General features: G+C 62.8%; 13 protein-coding genes. 10 read left to right on the top strand and 3 right to left on the bottom strand.

All coding sequences use genetic code 11. The features are described from left to right. Positions 1-12: 12 nt before the first annotated feature. Both LAN70_15530 and LAN70_15525 read right to left on the bottom strand, forming a co-directional pair. Complete coding sequence (locus tag LAN70_15530; protein MBZ5512564.1) at positions 13-684, bottom strand: HAD-IA family hydrolase; 672 nt, start codon at positions 682-684, stop codon at positions 13-15. After that, on the bottom strand, positions 681-1844 hold the full coding sequence (locus LAN70_15525) for an aminotransferase class V-fold PLP-dependent enzyme (protein MBZ5512563.1): 1164 nt from the start codon (positions 1842-1844) through the stop codon (positions 681-683). The genes LAN70_15530 and LAN70_15525 overlap by 4 nt, the downstream gene beginning before the upstream one ends. Before the next feature lie 205 nt (positions 1845-2049). Here LAN70_15525 and LAN70_15520 point away from each other — a divergent pair, with 205 nt between their 5' ends. The 7 genes from LAN70_15520 to LAN70_15490 all read left to right on the top strand — a co-directional run bounded on the left by LAN70_15520 (position 2050) and on the right by LAN70_15490 (position 9848). Continuing rightward, entirely contained in the window at positions 2050-4602 is a 2553-nt protein-coding gene (locus LAN70_15520; protein ID MBZ5512562.1) for a diguanylate cyclase, read from the top strand. Positions 4603-4808: 206 nt separating this feature from the next. After that, entirely contained in the window at positions 4809-6008 is a 1200-nt protein-coding gene (locus tag LAN70_15515) for an acetyl-CoA C-acetyltransferase (protein MBZ5512561.1), read from the top strand. 108 nt (positions 6009-6116) lie between these two features. Then, on the top strand, positions 6117-7043 hold the full coding sequence (locus LAN70_15510; GenBank protein ID MBZ5512560.1) for a 3-hydroxyacyl-CoA dehydrogenase family protein: 927 nt from the start codon (positions 6117-6119) through the stop codon (positions 7041-7043). Positions 7044-7176: 133 nt separating this feature from the next. Continuing rightward, a complete protein-coding gene (locus tag LAN70_15505; protein MBZ5512559.1) occupies positions 7177-7980 on the top strand; it encodes an enoyl-CoA hydratase/isomerase family protein in 804 nt (267 codons plus the stop codon). A 386-nt stretch (positions 7981-8366) separates the two neighbouring features. Continuing rightward, complete coding sequence (ribH, locus tag LAN70_15500) at positions 8367-8993, top strand: 6,7-dimethyl-8-ribityllumazine synthase (protein ID MBZ5512558.1); 627 nt, start codon at positions 8367-8369, stop codon at positions 8991-8993. Positions 8994-9074: 81 nt separating this feature from the next. Beyond that, a complete protein-coding gene (gene nusB, locus LAN70_15495) occupies positions 9075-9494 on the top strand; it encodes a transcription antitermination factor NusB (protein ID MBZ5512557.1) in 420 nt (139 codons plus the stop codon). A gap of 90 nt (positions 9495-9584) precedes the next feature. Further along, the gene (locus tag LAN70_15490; GenBank protein ID MBZ5512556.1) at positions 9585-9848 is read left to right on the top strand and encodes a DUF2621 family protein; all 264 of its coding nucleotides are present in this window, start codon (positions 9585-9587) and stop codon (positions 9846-9848) included. A gap of 122 nt (positions 9849-9970) precedes the next feature. On the opposite strand, the gene LAN70_15485 is transcribed toward LAN70_15490, so the two are convergent. Next, the gene (locus LAN70_15485; GenBank protein ID MBZ5512555.1) at positions 9971-11932 is read right to left on the bottom strand and encodes a hypothetical protein; all 1962 of its coding nucleotides are present in this window, start codon (positions 11930-11932) and stop codon (positions 9971-9973) included. An 831-nt stretch (positions 11933-12763) separates the two neighbouring features. Here LAN70_15485 and rpsL point away from each other — a divergent pair. The 3 genes from rpsL to fusA all read left to right on the top strand — a co-directional run bounded on the left by rpsL (position 12764) and on the right by fusA (position 15811). Next, complete coding sequence (rpsL, locus tag LAN70_15480) at positions 12764-13138, top strand: 30S ribosomal protein S12 (protein MBZ5512554.1); 375 nt, start codon at positions 12764-12766, stop codon at positions 13136-13138. Positions 13139-13228: 90 nt separating this feature from the next. Further along, positions 13229-13699 carry a 30S ribosomal protein S7 gene (gene rpsG / locus LAN70_15475; GenBank protein MBZ5512553.1) on the top strand — a complete coding sequence of 157 codons (471 nt, stop codon included), beginning with the start codon at positions 13229-13231 and terminating at the stop codon, positions 13697-13699. 21 nt (positions 13700-13720) lie between these two features. Further along, complete coding sequence (gene fusA / locus LAN70_15470; protein MBZ5512552.1) at positions 13721-15811, top strand: elongation factor G; 2091 nt, start codon at positions 13721-13723, stop codon at positions 15809-15811. The last annotated feature ends 160 nt before the right edge of the window (positions 15812-15971 follow it).

Below are 15971 nucleotides of genomic sequence, written 5' to 3'. Positions count from 1 at the left end.
TTGCCAGACGAACTACTGGCTTGCGCGAGCAGAGTTTGACCACACCAAACCAGGCACGGCGGTCAGCGACTCCACCACCGCCACCGGCCGGTAGCTGGTGAAGGCGTGCCTGGGAGTCACGCCGGTGAGCACGGCGACAAACGGAAGCTGCGCGCGGCGGGCGGTTTCCGCGTCCACCACGCTATCGCCCACGTACAGAACTTCGCTGGCGGCGGCGCCCAGCGCTGCCACCGCTTTGAGCGCGCCTTCGGGATGAGGCTTGTGATTGGCGACGTCCTCGCCGCCGACGATCACGTCAAAGTAGCCGCACATTTTCTCGCGTTCCAGCACGGCCGCAATGCGCCGCCGGAACTTGGTGGAGAGGACGCCGATGGCCAGGCCGCGCTGTTTGAGATCGGGGATCACGGTGCGCGCGGTGTCGTAGAGCATGGTCGAGCCCACCATCACCTGGTCGGCATGGGCGATAAAGTGTCGCGAGAATTCGGCACACTGCTCGGGCGAGGCCGGGCCGGTGAGACGGCAGAACGTCTCCGCCAGGGACAAGCCCACCGTTTCCGACACGGCGCGGGCCGACGCTGCCGGCAACTCCATTTCCGCCAGGGCGTGATTGACGCAGTCTTCGATTCCGCGCGAGGAGTCGGCGAGGGTGTAGTCGAAATCGAACAGGACAGCACGGTAGTTCATCGGGCTAGGGCGCCGCGCGCACTCAGGATTTCTTCGACGGCGCGGATGGCGACTTCCAGCTCCTCATCTTTCGTGTAGAAATGCGGCGACATGCGCACCCCGGCGTTGGGACGAAAGTCCACCAGGATGTTGCGCTTGATCAGCTCGGCGCAGACATCCGGCGCGAACGGCATATCTATGGACACGGTGCCGCCGCGGCGCTCGGGATCGCGCGGCGTGTTCACGCGCCAGCCGCGCTTCTCCGCCAGCTCAATCAGCTTCGCGGTCTGGCGCTTCGATTTTTCGCGGATCTTGTCGACGCCCACTTCGCGGATGATTTTCGCGCCGGGCTGGGCTGCGTAGAGCGCGGGAATGTTGGGCGTGCCGTTCATGAAGCGGTACTGCCCGGCGGCGTAGCGCTGTTCGCCGATCTGAAAGGCGAAGGGCTGCTGGTGCGCGATCCAGCCGGTGAGTGTGGGTTCGAGCCTGGAGGCGAGGTCGGGACGAACGTAGAGATAAGCCACGCCGGGCCCGCCGCACAGCCATTTCAATACCCCGCCGCAGGCGAAATCGGTGTTCAGCGCCTGCACGTCCACCGGCACGGCGCCGAGGGACTGGAAGGTATCGAGCACCACGAGCGCGCCGACCTGGTGCGCGCGCTCGATGATCGCCTGGGCATCGTTGATATAGGCGCTGCGAAAGATGACGTGCGAGATCGGGACCAGCAGCGTCTGCTCGTCAATGGCGGCGAGCATGCGGTCGAGCGGCACGTGAATGCCGTCGGTGGGGACCATCTCGACGCGCGCCCCACGCGAGCGTTGCGCATTCCAGAAATACATGACCGAGGGAAAATTGAGATCGCTGAAGACCACCTTGTTGCGCCGGCCGGTGAAGTCGAAGCAGGAAGCCACAATGGCCTGGCAGAAGGTCACATTCTGATGCACCGACACCGAGCCCGCCGGCGCGTTCATGAGGGCGCCGATTTCGTCGCCCAACTCGGCCGCCAGCATCCACCATTTTTCTTCCCAGGCACGGACGCCGCGGTGCGCCCAGGCGCCGGCGTAGTCGCGCAGGCTGTCAAAGACGGCGCGCGGCATGGCGCCCAGCGAGTTGCTGATCAGGTACGTGGTCTCTTCCAGGATGGGGAACTGCGGTCGGTAGCGCAGCAGGTCGTCCGGCATCAGGGAATTGTAGCCGAACATTCGCCACTCCCGAGACGCGAGTCCCGAGCCAGCTTCCCGCGACACGGGACTCGGGACTAAAGTAAGGCGAATGGGCAATTGCCCCGGGCAGTGCTTGTGCATACAATAGCCCGGCGCTACGGGGCCCCTTGCACGCGCGGAACGGGTCCTGGACCCGCCCCAGTACGACGCGGAAACTCCTCCTATGCCGGACATCAGCCGACGCCTCGAGCGTGCCGAGAAGCACCTGCAAAAAGGCAGGCAGGATGCCGCTTTGGAGGAATACCTCGGCGCCCTCCAGGAAGACCCCGGCAACGATGTGGTGCGGCAGACGGTGGCCGACCTGTACGTGGCGCTGGGCCACGCGAGCGAAGCCGCGAAACACCTCTCGACCCTCTTCGACCATCATTCGATGATCGGTGACACCGTCAAGGCTGTCTCCACTTACAAGAAGCTGGTGCGGGTGGGCGCGCCGTCGGTGGACCAGACATTCAAGTACGGGCAACTGGTGGAGAAGTCCAACCGTCACGACGCCATGGAGGCCTACAAGGCGGCGCTGCACGGGTTTGATTCGCAAAAGAGAAAACAGGAAGCGCTCGCGGTCTTAAAGCGGGTGATCGCGCTCGACCCTAGCGAGGAACACTACAAGCAAGAAGGAGAACTCGCGGCCGAGTTGGGCGACGGCAAGACGGCGGCCGTGGCCTTTCATTGTGTTGGGATGTTTGAAGCCAAAGCCGGCGCCGATCCGCTTCCCTGGTATCAGCGCGCGCACCAGATGGATTCGCGCAGTCCTGACGTGGCGCTCTCCTACGGAAAGGCGCTGCACGCCGCCGGGCTGGTCCAGCCGGCCATCACCGTGCTGGAGCCGTTCGCCACCGCCGACAAGAGCCGGATCGAGGACCGCGAGGCCTATGCCGACGCCCTGGTCGCCGCCAAGCGGCTGGTGGAGGCCGAGCCGCTGATCTGGGAACTGTTCGAGCGCGATCCCAAGGAAGTCGGCGAGGTCGGCGAGCTGATCGCCGCGCTGCTCGACGAAGACCACCAGGCGCACGCGCTGGAGTTGGCGCACAAACTCGAGGTCCACCAGCTCAAAAGCGGCAACCAGCGCGAATTCGTTGCGCTGATGAAGGACATTGCCGACAAGCATCGCGCCGGGATCGAGTTCCTGGAATACATGGTCGAGGTGTACAACGCCTCCAACCGCGAGCACGATTACTGCGGAACGCTGCTCAAGCTGTTCGAGCTCTATTACGCGACCGGGACTTTCATCAAGGCTGCCGACTGCCTGGACCGCGCCGCCGAGGTGGACGCCTACGAGCCCGGCCACCAGCGGCGCCTGGAGATGCTGCACGGCAAGATTGATAGCAATCATTACAACGCCATCGCGTCGCGGTTTACCTCGGTGCTGAAGCTGGAGGAGGCCGAGAGCGACACGCCCGAAACGCCCGAGGGCGAAACCACCGTCCTGGAAGACCTGATGCTGCAGGCGGAGATCTTCCTGCAGTACTCGATGCGAGCCAAGGCGGTGGAACGGCTGGAACGCATCCACAAGCTGTTTCCGCACGAAGAAGAGAAGATCGAAAAGCTGAACGAGCTGTACCTGAGCGCCGGCTTCACGCCGCATTACAGGCCCGAACCGGCCCCGGCGCCCGCCACCCAGCCCGCGCCGGCGACCGCGGTTTCATCACCCGCGCCGGCCGCCGCAATTGAAGGCGCGGTGGACAATTTCGCGCGCATCACCGAGATCACCCGGAACATTTACCGCCAGGGCAGCGTTAAGGGCGTGCTGTTCACCGCGGTCAACGAAATCGGGCGGCACTGGAATGCCAGCCGCTGCATCGCTGGGCTGTGCACGCCGGGCAAGCCGCCATCGGCGGCGCTGGAATACTGCACCCCGGGCGTGAAGCCGGCCGACGTCATGGCGGTGGTCAAGCTGGTCATGAGCTGCCTCGCGCTTTCGGTGCGGCATGGCACGGTCATGCTGCTCAACGTGCCCAAGGCGCCGGAAATGGATTCTATCCGCGAACACATCCAAGGTCTGGAGATCGAATCCCTTCTGGCCGTGCCGCTGATGGATGGCGATGAGTTTGCCGGCATCCTGATCCTGGAGCAGTGCGGCGCGCCGCGCAACTGGCGCCCCACCGACGAAGCCGTGCTCAAGACCATCGCCGAGCAGATGATCCTGGCGGTCAACAACGCCCGCCTGCGCAGCCTGGTCAAGACCCTCGCCATCACCGACGAGCGTTCCGGATTGCTCAAGCGCTCCTCCTACGTTGACGTGCTGCTGTCGGAGGTGAAGCGCTGCCTGGAGCAGAGCTCGACCTGCTGCATCATGCTCATGCACTTCGGCAAGACCTCGTCGCTGATCAAGGAGTACGGCGAAGCGGCGGTGGAAACGCTGGTTCAGCAGCTCGGGCAGGTGATCAACGGTCACATCCGCCAGGCCGACGTGGCGGTGCGTTACGATCTCACCACCATCGCGCTGCTGCTGGCCGACACCGGCGAGAAGAACGCGTTCTTTGTCGTGGACAAGCTCCGCAAGGTGCTGGCCAATGTCCATCTCCCGGGTAAATCCACGCCGCCGTCGATGACTGTCGGAATTGCCGAAGCCGTCATGCAGGCGCGCTTCGATTCGGTGGACATCGTCTGCGAGCTGATCAACCGCGCCGAACGCGCCCTGGAAGCAGCCAAGTCCGGGGGCGCGAACACCGTCAAGGCGCTCGCCAACGTGCTCGATGCCGACGCGGTTACAGCGTAAAAAAGCTCAGGGCACAAGGCACAAGGTTTGATTCCTCTTCGATGTCTGTCGCGGCAGCACTTCGAATTTTCACTACAGTTTTCAAAACGAAAATCGAAGTCTCCGCCTTCCACCTTGTGCCTTGCGATTTGCGCCTAGCGCCTTGCGCCTAGAGCCTTGCGCCTACTAGACTGAACGGTTCAGTTACTCTCCAGGGACCTCTCTGTATGCTGAAGCCAAGTGATATCGCTATCGTCAGCGGGGCGCGCACCCCGATGGGCCGCTACTGCGGCAAGCTGCGCGACTTTACCGCCATGGAACTGGGCGCGGTGGCCGCCAAGGGCGCGATCGAGCGCGCCCAGATGGACCCCAAGGAATTCGACCACGCCATCTTCGGCAACGCGCAGCAGACTTCGGCCGACGCCATGTACGGCGCGCGCCACGTCGCCCTGCGCGCCGGATTGCCGATTGAAACGCCGGCCTTAACCGTGAACCGCCTGTGCGGGTCGGGCATGCAAGCCATCGTGACCGCGGCGCAATTGATTCAGCTCGGCGAAGCGCAGCGCGTGCTCGCCGGCGGGATGGAGTCCATGTCGCAGGCGCCGCACGTCATCCGCGGCGCGCGCTGGGGCCTCGGTTTCGGCGAAGGCAAGCTGGAAGATTCTCTGATGGTCGCGCTGCTCGACACCTGGTGCGGCCTGCAGATGGCCAACACCGCCGAACTTTACGGAGAGCAGCAGGGCATCACGCGCGAGATGCAGGACGAGCTTGCCTTCCAATCGCAGCAGAAAGCCGCGGCGGCGCAGAAGGCCTGCCGCTTAAAGGAAGAAACCGTCCCGGTTCCGCTAAGGAACCGCAAGGGCGAGCCCTCGGGCGAAATGTTTGAGCAAGACGACCACCTGCGCCCCGAAACGACAATGGAAGGTCTGGCCAAGCTCAAGCCCTCGTTCGGCAAGAACGGAACGGTGACCGCGGGCAATGCCAGCGGTATCGTGGACGGTGGCGCGGCGGTTGTCGTCATGTCGGTTGAAGAAGCGCAGAAGCGCGGCAAGAGACCGCTGGGGCGCATCGTGAGCTGGGGCATTGCGGGCGTGGAGCCGAAGTTTATGGGACGCGGCCCGGTGCCGGCCTCGCGCATTGCGCTCGAAAAAGCCGGCCTGAAGCTCGAAGACATGGACCTGATCGAGGTCAACGAGGCCTTCGCGGCGCAGTACCTCGGCGTAGAAAAAGAACTTGGCCTCGATCGTAGCAAAGTGAACGTGAACGGCGGCGCGATTGCGCTCGGGCATCCGTTGGGCGCCACCGGCACGCGCTTGGTCATCACCATCTTGCACGAAATGCGGCGGCGGAATGCGCGATACGGCTTGGCCACGGCTTGTATCGGCGGCGGTCAGGGAATTGCGATGATTGTGGAGAATTTGGCCTAGGGTTTAACCACGGATCGCCACCGATTCTCGCGGATCGGAATTACTTTGCAATGATTTTTCTTTATCCGTGTGCATCCGTGAAAATCCGTGGTTAATAAGAGAGGGCATATGGACATCAAGAAAGTAGGCGTTCTCGGCTGTGGGCTGATGGGTTCCGGCATTGCCCAGGTGTGCGCCACCGCCGGGTTCGACGTCACCGTGCTCGAGGCCGAGCAGCGCTTCCTCGACAAAGGCTTTTCCGGCATCGAGAAGTCGCTTGCCAAGTTTGCCGAAAAAGGCAAGCTCAAGGAAACGCCCGACGCGATCCGCGCGCGGCTCAAGGGCACGCTCAAGCTTCAGGATCTTGCGGACTGCGACCTGATCATCGAAGCCATCATTGAAAACGTGGAAGAGAAGAAGAAGATGTACGCCTCGCTCGACGCGGTGGTGAAGCGCGACGCCATCTTCGCCAGCAACACTTCTTCCATCTCGATTACCGAGTTGGCGGCGGCCACCAAGCGTCCCGACCGCTTCATCGGCCTGCACTTTTTCAATCCCGTGCCGCTGATGCAATTGGTCGAGGTGGTGCGCACCATCACCACCGCGCCCGAGGTCTTCGAAACCGGATACGCCTTCGCGCAGAAGGTCGGCAAGGTGCCGGTGCGCACCAGCGACAAGACCGGGTTCATCGTCAATCGCCTGCTGGTGCCGTACCTGCTCGACGCCATCCGTGCCTACGAAGAGGGCGTGGGCTCGATCACCGACATTGACACCGCGATGAAGCTCGGCTGCGGCTACCCGATGGGGCCGTTCACGCTGCTGGATTTTGTCGGGCTGGACACCACCTACTACATCACGCAAGTGATGTTCGACGAATTCAAGGAGCCGCGCTTCGCTTCGCCGCCGCTGCTCAAGCGCCTGATCATGGCCGGGTGGTATGGCAAGAAATCCGGCAAAGGCTTCTACGACTGGTCCGATCCCGCGAAGCCCGTGCCGCAGGACGCCGCGCTGCAAGGGGTCGCTACGACGGAGAAGGCAAGCGTCGCGGCAGATTAACTGTACGGGTTGTGGCGCCCCTCCGGGGCTCAGATGTTCTTAGTTGTGCTTACCCACGGCTGCCGCCGTGGGCTAACGAAGTCCGCCGCTCCGCGGCTGCTGTTGCGTCATATTCCGCATAATGGAGAAGCTTATGGCCTCTTCTGCAGTTCCAAGTTCGTTCGCGAACATCCTTTTCGAAAAGAAAAACTCCATTGCCTACGTCACCATCAACCGGCCGAAGGTTCTTAACGCGCTCAACATGGCGACCATGGAAGAGCTGCGCGCGGTGTTCCACGCCATCAAGGCCGACGATGCCATCCGCGTCGTCATCCTGACGGGCGCGGGCGAAAAAGCCTTTATTGCTGGCGCCGATCTCAACGAGCTTGCCAAGCACAACGCGGTCGAAGGCAAGGCGTACACGCACAAGGGCCAGAGCGTGCTCAACCTGATCGAGAACCTGGGCAAGCCGGTGATCGCCTGCATCAACGGCTTTGCGCTGGGCGGCGGTTGCGAGCTCGCCATGGCGTGCACCATGCGCCTGGCCAGCGACAACGCCAAGCTCGGACAGCCCGAGGTCCACCTCGGCATCATTCCCGGCTACGGCGGGACACAGCGCCTGCCGCGGCTGGTCGGCAAGGGTATTGCCATGCAGTTGGTGCTCTCCGGCGAAATGATCACCGCCGCCGAAGCGCACCGCATCGGGCTGGTCAATGAAGTGGTGCCGCAGCCGGAGCTGATCGCGCGCGCCGAGGCCATCGCGCAGAAGATCATTGCCAACGCCCCGCTCGCCGTGCAGTACGCCATCGAGGCGATCAACAAGGGCATGGAGATGACGCTGCAGGAAGGCCTGTACCTGGAAGCCACGCTGTTTGGCGTCTGCTGCGCGACGGAAGACAAGACCGAAGGCACGAAGGCGTTCCTGGAAAAGCGCGCGCCGAACTTTAAAGGAAAATAGTTAGCCACAGAGGACACAGAGGAACGAATGTTTCTCGCTAAGCTGTCCTCAGTGTCCTCTGTGGCTAAGTCTTCGAGATGATCAAATCACTACACAAGCTGCTGGTGGCGAGAAGCGAGCAGGATTACCGCGCGCTGGTGGAGTTTTTCGACGCGCTCGGCCTCACGCGGGGAGAATCCTGGGAAGGCCGCCGCAGCAAGGGAGTGAAGTTCGACGCGCGTGAAGCCGGCGTGGAGATCGGCATCGGACACGGCTTTCCCGACGCCGACCTGGTGATCGAAACCGACAGCGCCGATGTGACGTACGAAATCGCGACCAGGCGCGCCTTCAAAATCACCGGCGAAATTTCCGACACCGACTGGGGTGCACGCATGTTCACCCTGGAAATGCCCGCGGGCGCCGGCCGCCTTACGGTCTTTTCGTATAAGGAAAACTGGCGCGCCGCCAACACGCGCGAAGGCAAACTGGACGCAACCGGCCTGCGCTTCGCGATTGTTGTCGGCCGGTTCAACGCGTTCATCACCGAGCGTCTGCTCGCCGGGGCGCAGGACGCGCTGCACCGTCTGGGAGCGGATGCGCAGAACATCGCCATCGTTCGCGTTCCCGGCTCGTTTGAAATTCCTGCGGCGGCGCGGATGCTGGCGAAAACCGGGAAACACGACGCCATCATCTGTCTCGGCTGCCTGATCCGCGGCGAGACGGCGCATTACGAAGTCATTGCCAACGAGGTCACGCGCGGCATCGGACAGTCGGCGCAGGAAACCGGCGTGCCGCATGCGTTTGGCGTTCTGACTTGCGACACGCTGGAGCAGGCGATTGACCGCGCCGGACTGAAAGCCGGCAACAAGGGCTGCGACGCCGCCTTGGCTGCGGTGGAGATGGCGCAACTGAAGTCTTCAGTCGGCAGTCTTCAGTCGTCAGCCAGTGCTGCGCTGCCGATAGGCAAGCGCCCTGCATCCAATCGCAAGGCGAAAAGGAAACAGGCAAGCCGGAGGCACGCGCGACGAAAGTAGGTTGAGAGCAGCGTCCGCGACTCACAACTCAAAACTCATAACTCACAACTGCTGAAGACTGAAGACCGAAGACTGACGACTATGGGTTCTCGCCGCAAATCCCGCGAACTGCTGTTGCAGATGCTGTTTCAGTCCGACATGGGCAAGCAGCCTCCCGAGGAGGTCCGCCGCACTTTCTGGGCCGAGCGCAACGACATGGACGACGAGGTCCGCGATTTCGCCGAAAAGCTGTTCGGTGTGGCCCAGGAACGAGCCGGCGAAATTGACCGCATTATCGAGCAGCACGCCGTGAACTGGCGCATGGAGCGGATGGCGGCCGTGGACCGCAACCTGCTGCGCGCCGCGGTGGCGGAATTTTTCGCCATGCCGCAGACGCCCCGGCCGGTGATCATCAATGAGGCAATCGAGATCGCGCGCCGCTACTCCTCCCCTGAGTCCATCGTCTTTATTAACGGCGTGCTAGACTCGATCGCCCGCGGCCTGGATAAACAAACTCCCTAGCGATTTCTTGACGCACGATTTATTGTTTTGCCGTCGATGGCCGACCGCCGACGGTCGGCGCGGATCACCGATCAACGATCACCGACAGCCATGACCTGGTCCGACGAAGCCAACGAAATTGTTGCCGAACTGATCGGCGCGCTGCCGGCGCCGGTCCGCGACGCTGTCAAAGACAACATGGAAAACCGCGCCGAGTCGCTCACCGCCGATGAGGGCGAGGACGAAGTCTCGATGGAAACCGCGGTGCGCGCTTTCATCGAGGCGACGCCCGGCGATCTCCGCAGCCGCCTCAAGCACACCCTCACCTACCACGGCATCGATCCCGAGGATTACGAGGAAGCGTTCAGCTCGTAGCAGGCTCCAGGCTGCAGGCTCAAGGCTACAGGCAAGAACGATAGAAGCAATGACGATAACAAAGAAGCCCTCGCATTTCGCGAGGGCTTTTTGCCTGAAGCCTGAAGCCGAGAGCCTGAAGCCTACTTGGGTCTAACCGCCACCAGGTCCGGCGTGAACGACACGGAAATTTGCTGCGCGTCGCTGCCGCCGGCCACGTCAATGCGATGAACGGCGTTGTCGCTGCCGCCGACGTACAGCTTGGCGCCGTCGAGTGTCGCTCCGCCGGTCAAGGCATTGGCGCCGTTCGCCAGCGGAATGGCAAACGGCGTCGCCGTCGCCGTCGTTAGCCCGAGCAATTGTCCAAGGTCACTGGTCACGAACGCCTTGGATCCGTCCGATAACACGATCAGCTGGCGCGCCGTGAACGCTCCCACGCCAAAATTCACGCTGGTCAGAGTATCGGACAACGGTGGCGGACAGGCGACGCGGGTGGTCGTGACTTTGATCACGTCAATCCCTGGGGAATCCACCGCCAGCACGGTACCCGCGTTCGGCAGCGGACTCAGGAAGCTGGGCGCTCCGGGTGTTGCAATGCTGTCGTCCAGCGAATTGTCGCAAGCCGCGCGCGCCGTCACGGCTGCTCCCGGCGCGCCTCCGGCAAAGTAGGCGAACGCGCCGTTCGGCAGGAATTTCACGTCGTTCGCGGCGCCGCCCAGGGAAATGGGGTGGAACGATCCCTGCGTCCAGAAGTACAGGTTGTTGCCGGCAACGATGTACGCTCCCCGGCTGTCGGGGGTGAAGTCGGCGGCGTTAGCTGCCAGGATCGGCGAGGTCTCGGTCGCGATCCCGCTTCCCACGGCAAGCACCCACAGCGTGTTGGAGCCGGCCACAATCAGCCGGTTGCTGTCCGGAGATATCGCCAGCACGGTACCGACCACGCCAGTGTTCTGCGCGACCGCGCCACTGGCTGTATCGAACGCCATCAACCCGGCGCTGCTGCCAAGATACCCGGCGGAGCCGATCCGATTGAAGAGGAATGAATTGGGCATGGCGGGCAGCGTGATTGCGGTGCCCGCGGTGTTGGTGCCGGTGTCGATCGGCACCAGCGAGGTGGCGCCGGTTCCGGTGGCGTAGACCGTCGTTGCCGACGTTCCCCCCACCGTGCCGGTGGCCGCGTTGCTGTACACCGAGGCCAATCCGATGTTGCAGGATCCGGCGCAACTCGCCGAAATGCTAGTCGCTCCCGCCGCCACTGCCGTGACCAGCGCCACCGAGTTCACGTTCGCAACCGCCGGCTGGGTACTCGACCAGTTCAGCGGCGCGCTTACCGACACTCCGTGGCTGTCCACCACGTCGGCTGCCAGGCTGACCGTGCTCCCCGCCGCGCCCAGGGAGAACGTCGTGTCCGGCCCGCTGGCGAGGTGAATGTTAATGCTCTGCACCGGGCAGGTCACCCACGTCGCTGCCGTACTGTTGACCGACGTTACGGACGCGACAATGCCAGTCTGGCCGGGCGTCTTGCCGGTCACCAGCCCGTTGGTGTCCACCGTGCCAACGACGACCGAGAGAGTCGACCACGTAAACGGGCCCACCGTCGAGGTGATATCCACGTTATTGTTGAACGCCCTGGCCGACAGTTGCTGCGTCTGCCCTGACGAAACGCAATTCACCACCGAAGGGCTGACCGTTACCCGGTCAACGTGCAGGTGCGTGTACACCGGCACCGTGCCGGTGGCTGTACCGCTGGTAATGGTGATGCTAGCCGTGCCCGGCTGCACGCCCGTCGTGTCACAGACGATGAAATTCGTGTCCCACTTTCCCGCACACACAGCACCCGCGGTGGAGACGGTTGCGACCGCGGTATTGCTGGATGAGTAGGTGAAGGTCGGCGGGTTGCTGACCGCGGTTCCGTTCGCGTCGGTCACCGTGGCGCTGATCGTGGCCACGTCGCCCAAATTGAGCGAGATGGAGGAAGGAGTCGCCGTGACCGTATTCGTACTCGTACTCGTACTGCTGCTGCTGCTGCCGCCGCATCCGGCGAGCGCGAGCATGAGGACAACGACAAGCGCCGCGCCCAGACGCGGGCGGGCAGGGAGTTGCAACTTGCCAATTGCCTGGATCCTGAACTCTGATGCCTGAAGCCTGGATATGACTGCCGACCGCCGCATGCTTCCTCCCCGCCCGACCTTCAGGCCGGACGGTTCCTTTTGCAAGGTCTTGGGAAAGAACTCAGTGTAGAAGCTGATGAGATTTTCGGCAACTTGAGGCGTTAAGGCGGCGTGAGCGCAGCGGGAGCCGCCTGCCGAAATCCCGACCCTGAGCGCAGCGAGGGGGAGGGATCTCTCGTCAGCATGAGCCGAGCGCAGCGCGGGATCTCAGCGCTCGGGAGCCTGCAGAGCCTGCCCTGAGCGAAGTCGAAGGGCGAAATCCCGAGCGCAGCGCGGGACCTGCTCCATCGCTGGTGCGCCGAGTCGAATCCACGGCCCACCCTGGTGAATCCAAGAACTGGAGCGAATTCACCTTTCGCCTGCGGTTGACGCCTCGCGCCTGAGTTGTTATATTCAAAAGGTTCTGCGAGTTAAGTTTGGCTTGCTTGTAGCGGCTGAGTTTCACCTGTAAGGGTGCCCTCGCTGAAACGTTCCTGCGCTGCCTCACCGTCTTCGGTGGGGGTATGCAGGACGAGGAAGACGAAACGGAACACCTACCGCTTCGGCTCGGTGTCACCGTCGTCCTTCCCAGCCTAACGGAAACCGAAATCTCCCGCTCCGTGGCGGGATTTATGGCGGCCTCAGGCCGGCCAGCAACGAATGCACGAGCGTGCGGCGCTGTGCCCGCCGGAGTTTGCGGAGAGGCGCGGTTGCGCATTCTCGGGAGTGACGGGTCCCGGGCACGCGCCGGTTTGGCGCGGGATGGGGCAGAAGGAGCAGCCAAGAGTGCCTACGTTTAATCAGTTGGTGCGCAAGGGGCGTACTGCCCCGAATTACAAGACGGCCAGTCCGGCCCTGCAGTCCTGCCCGCAGAAGCGCGGCGTCTGCACCCGCGTCTATACCCAGACGCCGAAAAAGCCGAACTCCGCCCTGCGCAAGGTCGCCCGCGTCCGTTTGACCAACGGCATCGAGGTGACCACGTACATTCCCGGCGTCGGCCACAACCTGCAGGAGCACTCCATCGTGCTCATCCGCGGCGGCCGCGTGAAAGACCTTCCGGGCGTGCGTTATCACGTGATTCGCGGCACTCTGGATGCGGTCGGCGTCGCCAACCGCAAGCAGGGCCGCTCCAAGTACGGCGCCAAGAGACCCAAAGCTTAGTGGTCAGTGGCCAGTGGTCAGTGGCCAGCGAATCAACGATTTGAACGCTCAAGCCGGCAGCAAGCGGCCAAGAGCGAAGAGCTAAAAGCTATGCCAAGAAAAGGACACACTCCGAAGCGTGAAGTTGCCGCCGACCCGATCTACGGTTCGACGCTGGTCACCAAGTTCATCAACTCGATGATGTGGGGCGGCAAGAAGTCCACCGCCGAGAACATCTTCTACTCGTCGATGAAGAAGATGCAGGAGAAGGGCGGCGACGAAGCTTTGAAGCTGTTCAAGAAGGCGGTGGAGAACGCCAAGCCGGTGCTGGAAGTCAAGACCCGCCGCGTCGGCGGCGCCAACTACCAGGTCCCGGTGGAAGTGAACCCCGATCGCCGCACCTCGCTCGCCATCCGCTGGCTGATCGGTTACAGCCGCGGCCGTGCCGAGAAGGGCATGACCGACAAGCTCAGCAATGAACTGCTCGACGCCGCCAACAATCGCGGCGCCGCGATCAAGAAGAAGGAAGACGTTCACCGCATGGCGGAAGCCAACAAGGCCTTCGCTCATTATCGTTGGTGACAACGACTACGAAATTACGCAATGGCTAGACTGGTTCCATTAGATCGTTGCCGCAACATCGGCATCATGGCGCATATCGACGCCGGCAAGACCACGACGACGGAGCGCGTCCTGTTCTATACAGGCCGCACCCACCGCATCGGCGAGGTCCACGAAGGCACCGCCACGATGGACTGGATGGAGCAGGAGCAGGAGCGCGGGATCACCATCACCAGCGCCGCTACCACCTGCACCTGGCGCGATGAGCGGATCAACATCATTGACACGCCCGGCCACGTGGACTTCACGGCCGAGGTGGAGCGATCGCTGCGCGTGCTCGACGGCGCGGTCGCCGTGTTCGACGCTGTGCATGGCGTCGAGCCGCAATCGGAGACGGTCTGGCGCCAGGCCGACAAGTACGGTGTCCCGCGCATTTGCTTCATCAACAAAATGGACAAGACCGGCGCTGATTTCGAGCGCGCCGTCGAGACCATCCGCAAGCGCCTCAACGCCCGTCCGGTCGCCATCCAGCTTCCCATCGGCAGCGAATCCAATTTCAAAGGCGTCATTGATCTCTTCGAAATGAAGGCCATCGTATGGCTGGAAGAGACCCTGGGCGCCAAGTTCGAAATCCAGGACATCCCCGAGAACCTGAAGAAGAAGGCCAACGCGTTCCACAGCCAGTTGGTGGAGACCATCGTCGAGAACGACGACGACCTCCTCCACAAATACATGGAAGGCGAGATCATCACGGCGGACGAGCTCAAGAAGTCGCTGCGCAAGAGCGTGATCGGCCTGAAGCTGTTCCCGGTGCTGTGCGGCTCGGCCTTCAAGAACAAGGGCGTGCAGCCCATGTTGGACTCGGTGGTGGATTTCCTGCCCTCCCCGGCCGATATCCCGCCGGTCAAGGGCATGGATCCCAACACCGGCAAAGAAGTGGAGCGCGCCCCCGACGACAACGCCCCGCTGGCTGCGCTGGCATTCAAGATCATGACCGACCCGTTTGTCGGCCAGTTGGCATTCATCCGCATCTACTCCGGCCAGCTCAAGACCGGGGACAGCATCTGGCTGCCGGCCAAGAACAAGCGAGAGCGCATCGGCCGCCTGCTGAAGATGCACGCCAACAAGCGTGAGGAGATCAGCGAAATCTACGCCGGCGACATCTGCGCCTGCGTTGGGCTGCGCACCATCACCACCGGCGACACCATCTGCGACGAGACCAGCCCCATCGTGCTGGAATCGATCGTATTCCCGGCGCCGGTGATCGCGGTCGCGGTCGAACCCAAAACCAAGGCCGACCAGGAAAAGATGGGCGTCGCGCTCGGGCGCCTGGCGCAGGAAGATCCGACCTTCAAGGTCAACACCGATCCCGACAGCGGCCAGACCATCATCAGCGGCATGGGCGAGCTGCACCTGGAAATCATCATTGACCGCATGATGCGCGAGTTTAAGGTGGAGGCCAACGTCGGCAAGCCGCAGGTCGCCTACCGCGAGACCATCCGCAAGCCGTCGCAGGCGGAGGGCAAGTTCATCCGCCAGACCGGCGGGCGCGGCCAGTACGGGCACGTCAAGATCAAGCTCGAACCCAACCCGGGCAAGGGTTACGAATTCGAGAACGAAATCGTCGGCGGCTCGGTGCCCAAGGAATTCATCAAGCCGGTGGACCACGGGATCAAGGAAGCTCTGGAAGGCGGCATCCTGGCGGGCTACCCGATGGTGGACGTCAAGGCCATCCTCTACGACGGCAGCTACCACGACGTGGATTCCAGCGAAATGGCCTTCAAGATCGCCGGCTCCATGGCGTTCAAGGAAGCCGCGCGCCGGGCCACGCCGGTGCTGCTGGAGCCGGTGATGTCGGTCGAGGTCGTGGTGCCGGAAGATTTCATGAGCGCCATCATCGGCGACCTGAACTCCCGCCGCGGCCGCATCGAGGGCATGGAACACCGCGCCGGATCGCAGGTCATCAAGGCGATGGTGCCGCTGAGCGAAATGTTCGGCTACGCCACGCAGATGCGCTCCAACACCCAGGGCCGCGCGACTTTCTCGATGCATTTTTCGCGTTACGAAGAGGTGCCGCGCTCGGTGTCGGACGAAATTATCGCCCGGGTGCAGGGCAGGGCAGTGAACAGGTAAGAGCCATAGCCCGGCGCGTTAGCGCCGGGGAAGTGAAGAGATTAGAAAACAAGTCCCGCAGGGACGATTGACGGAGCAAGTATGGCGAAAGAAAAATTTGCGCGCACCAAGCCGCACGTAAACGTGGGCACGATCGGTCACATCGATCACGGCAAGACGA

This window comes from Terriglobia bacterium (assembly GCA_020072845.1).
Lineage (GTDB): Bacteria > Acidobacteriota > Terriglobia > Terriglobales > Acidobacteriaceae > JAIQGF01.
Note: the sequence above shows the minus strand (reverse complement) of the source record. Positions and strands in the feature narration are given on the sequence as shown.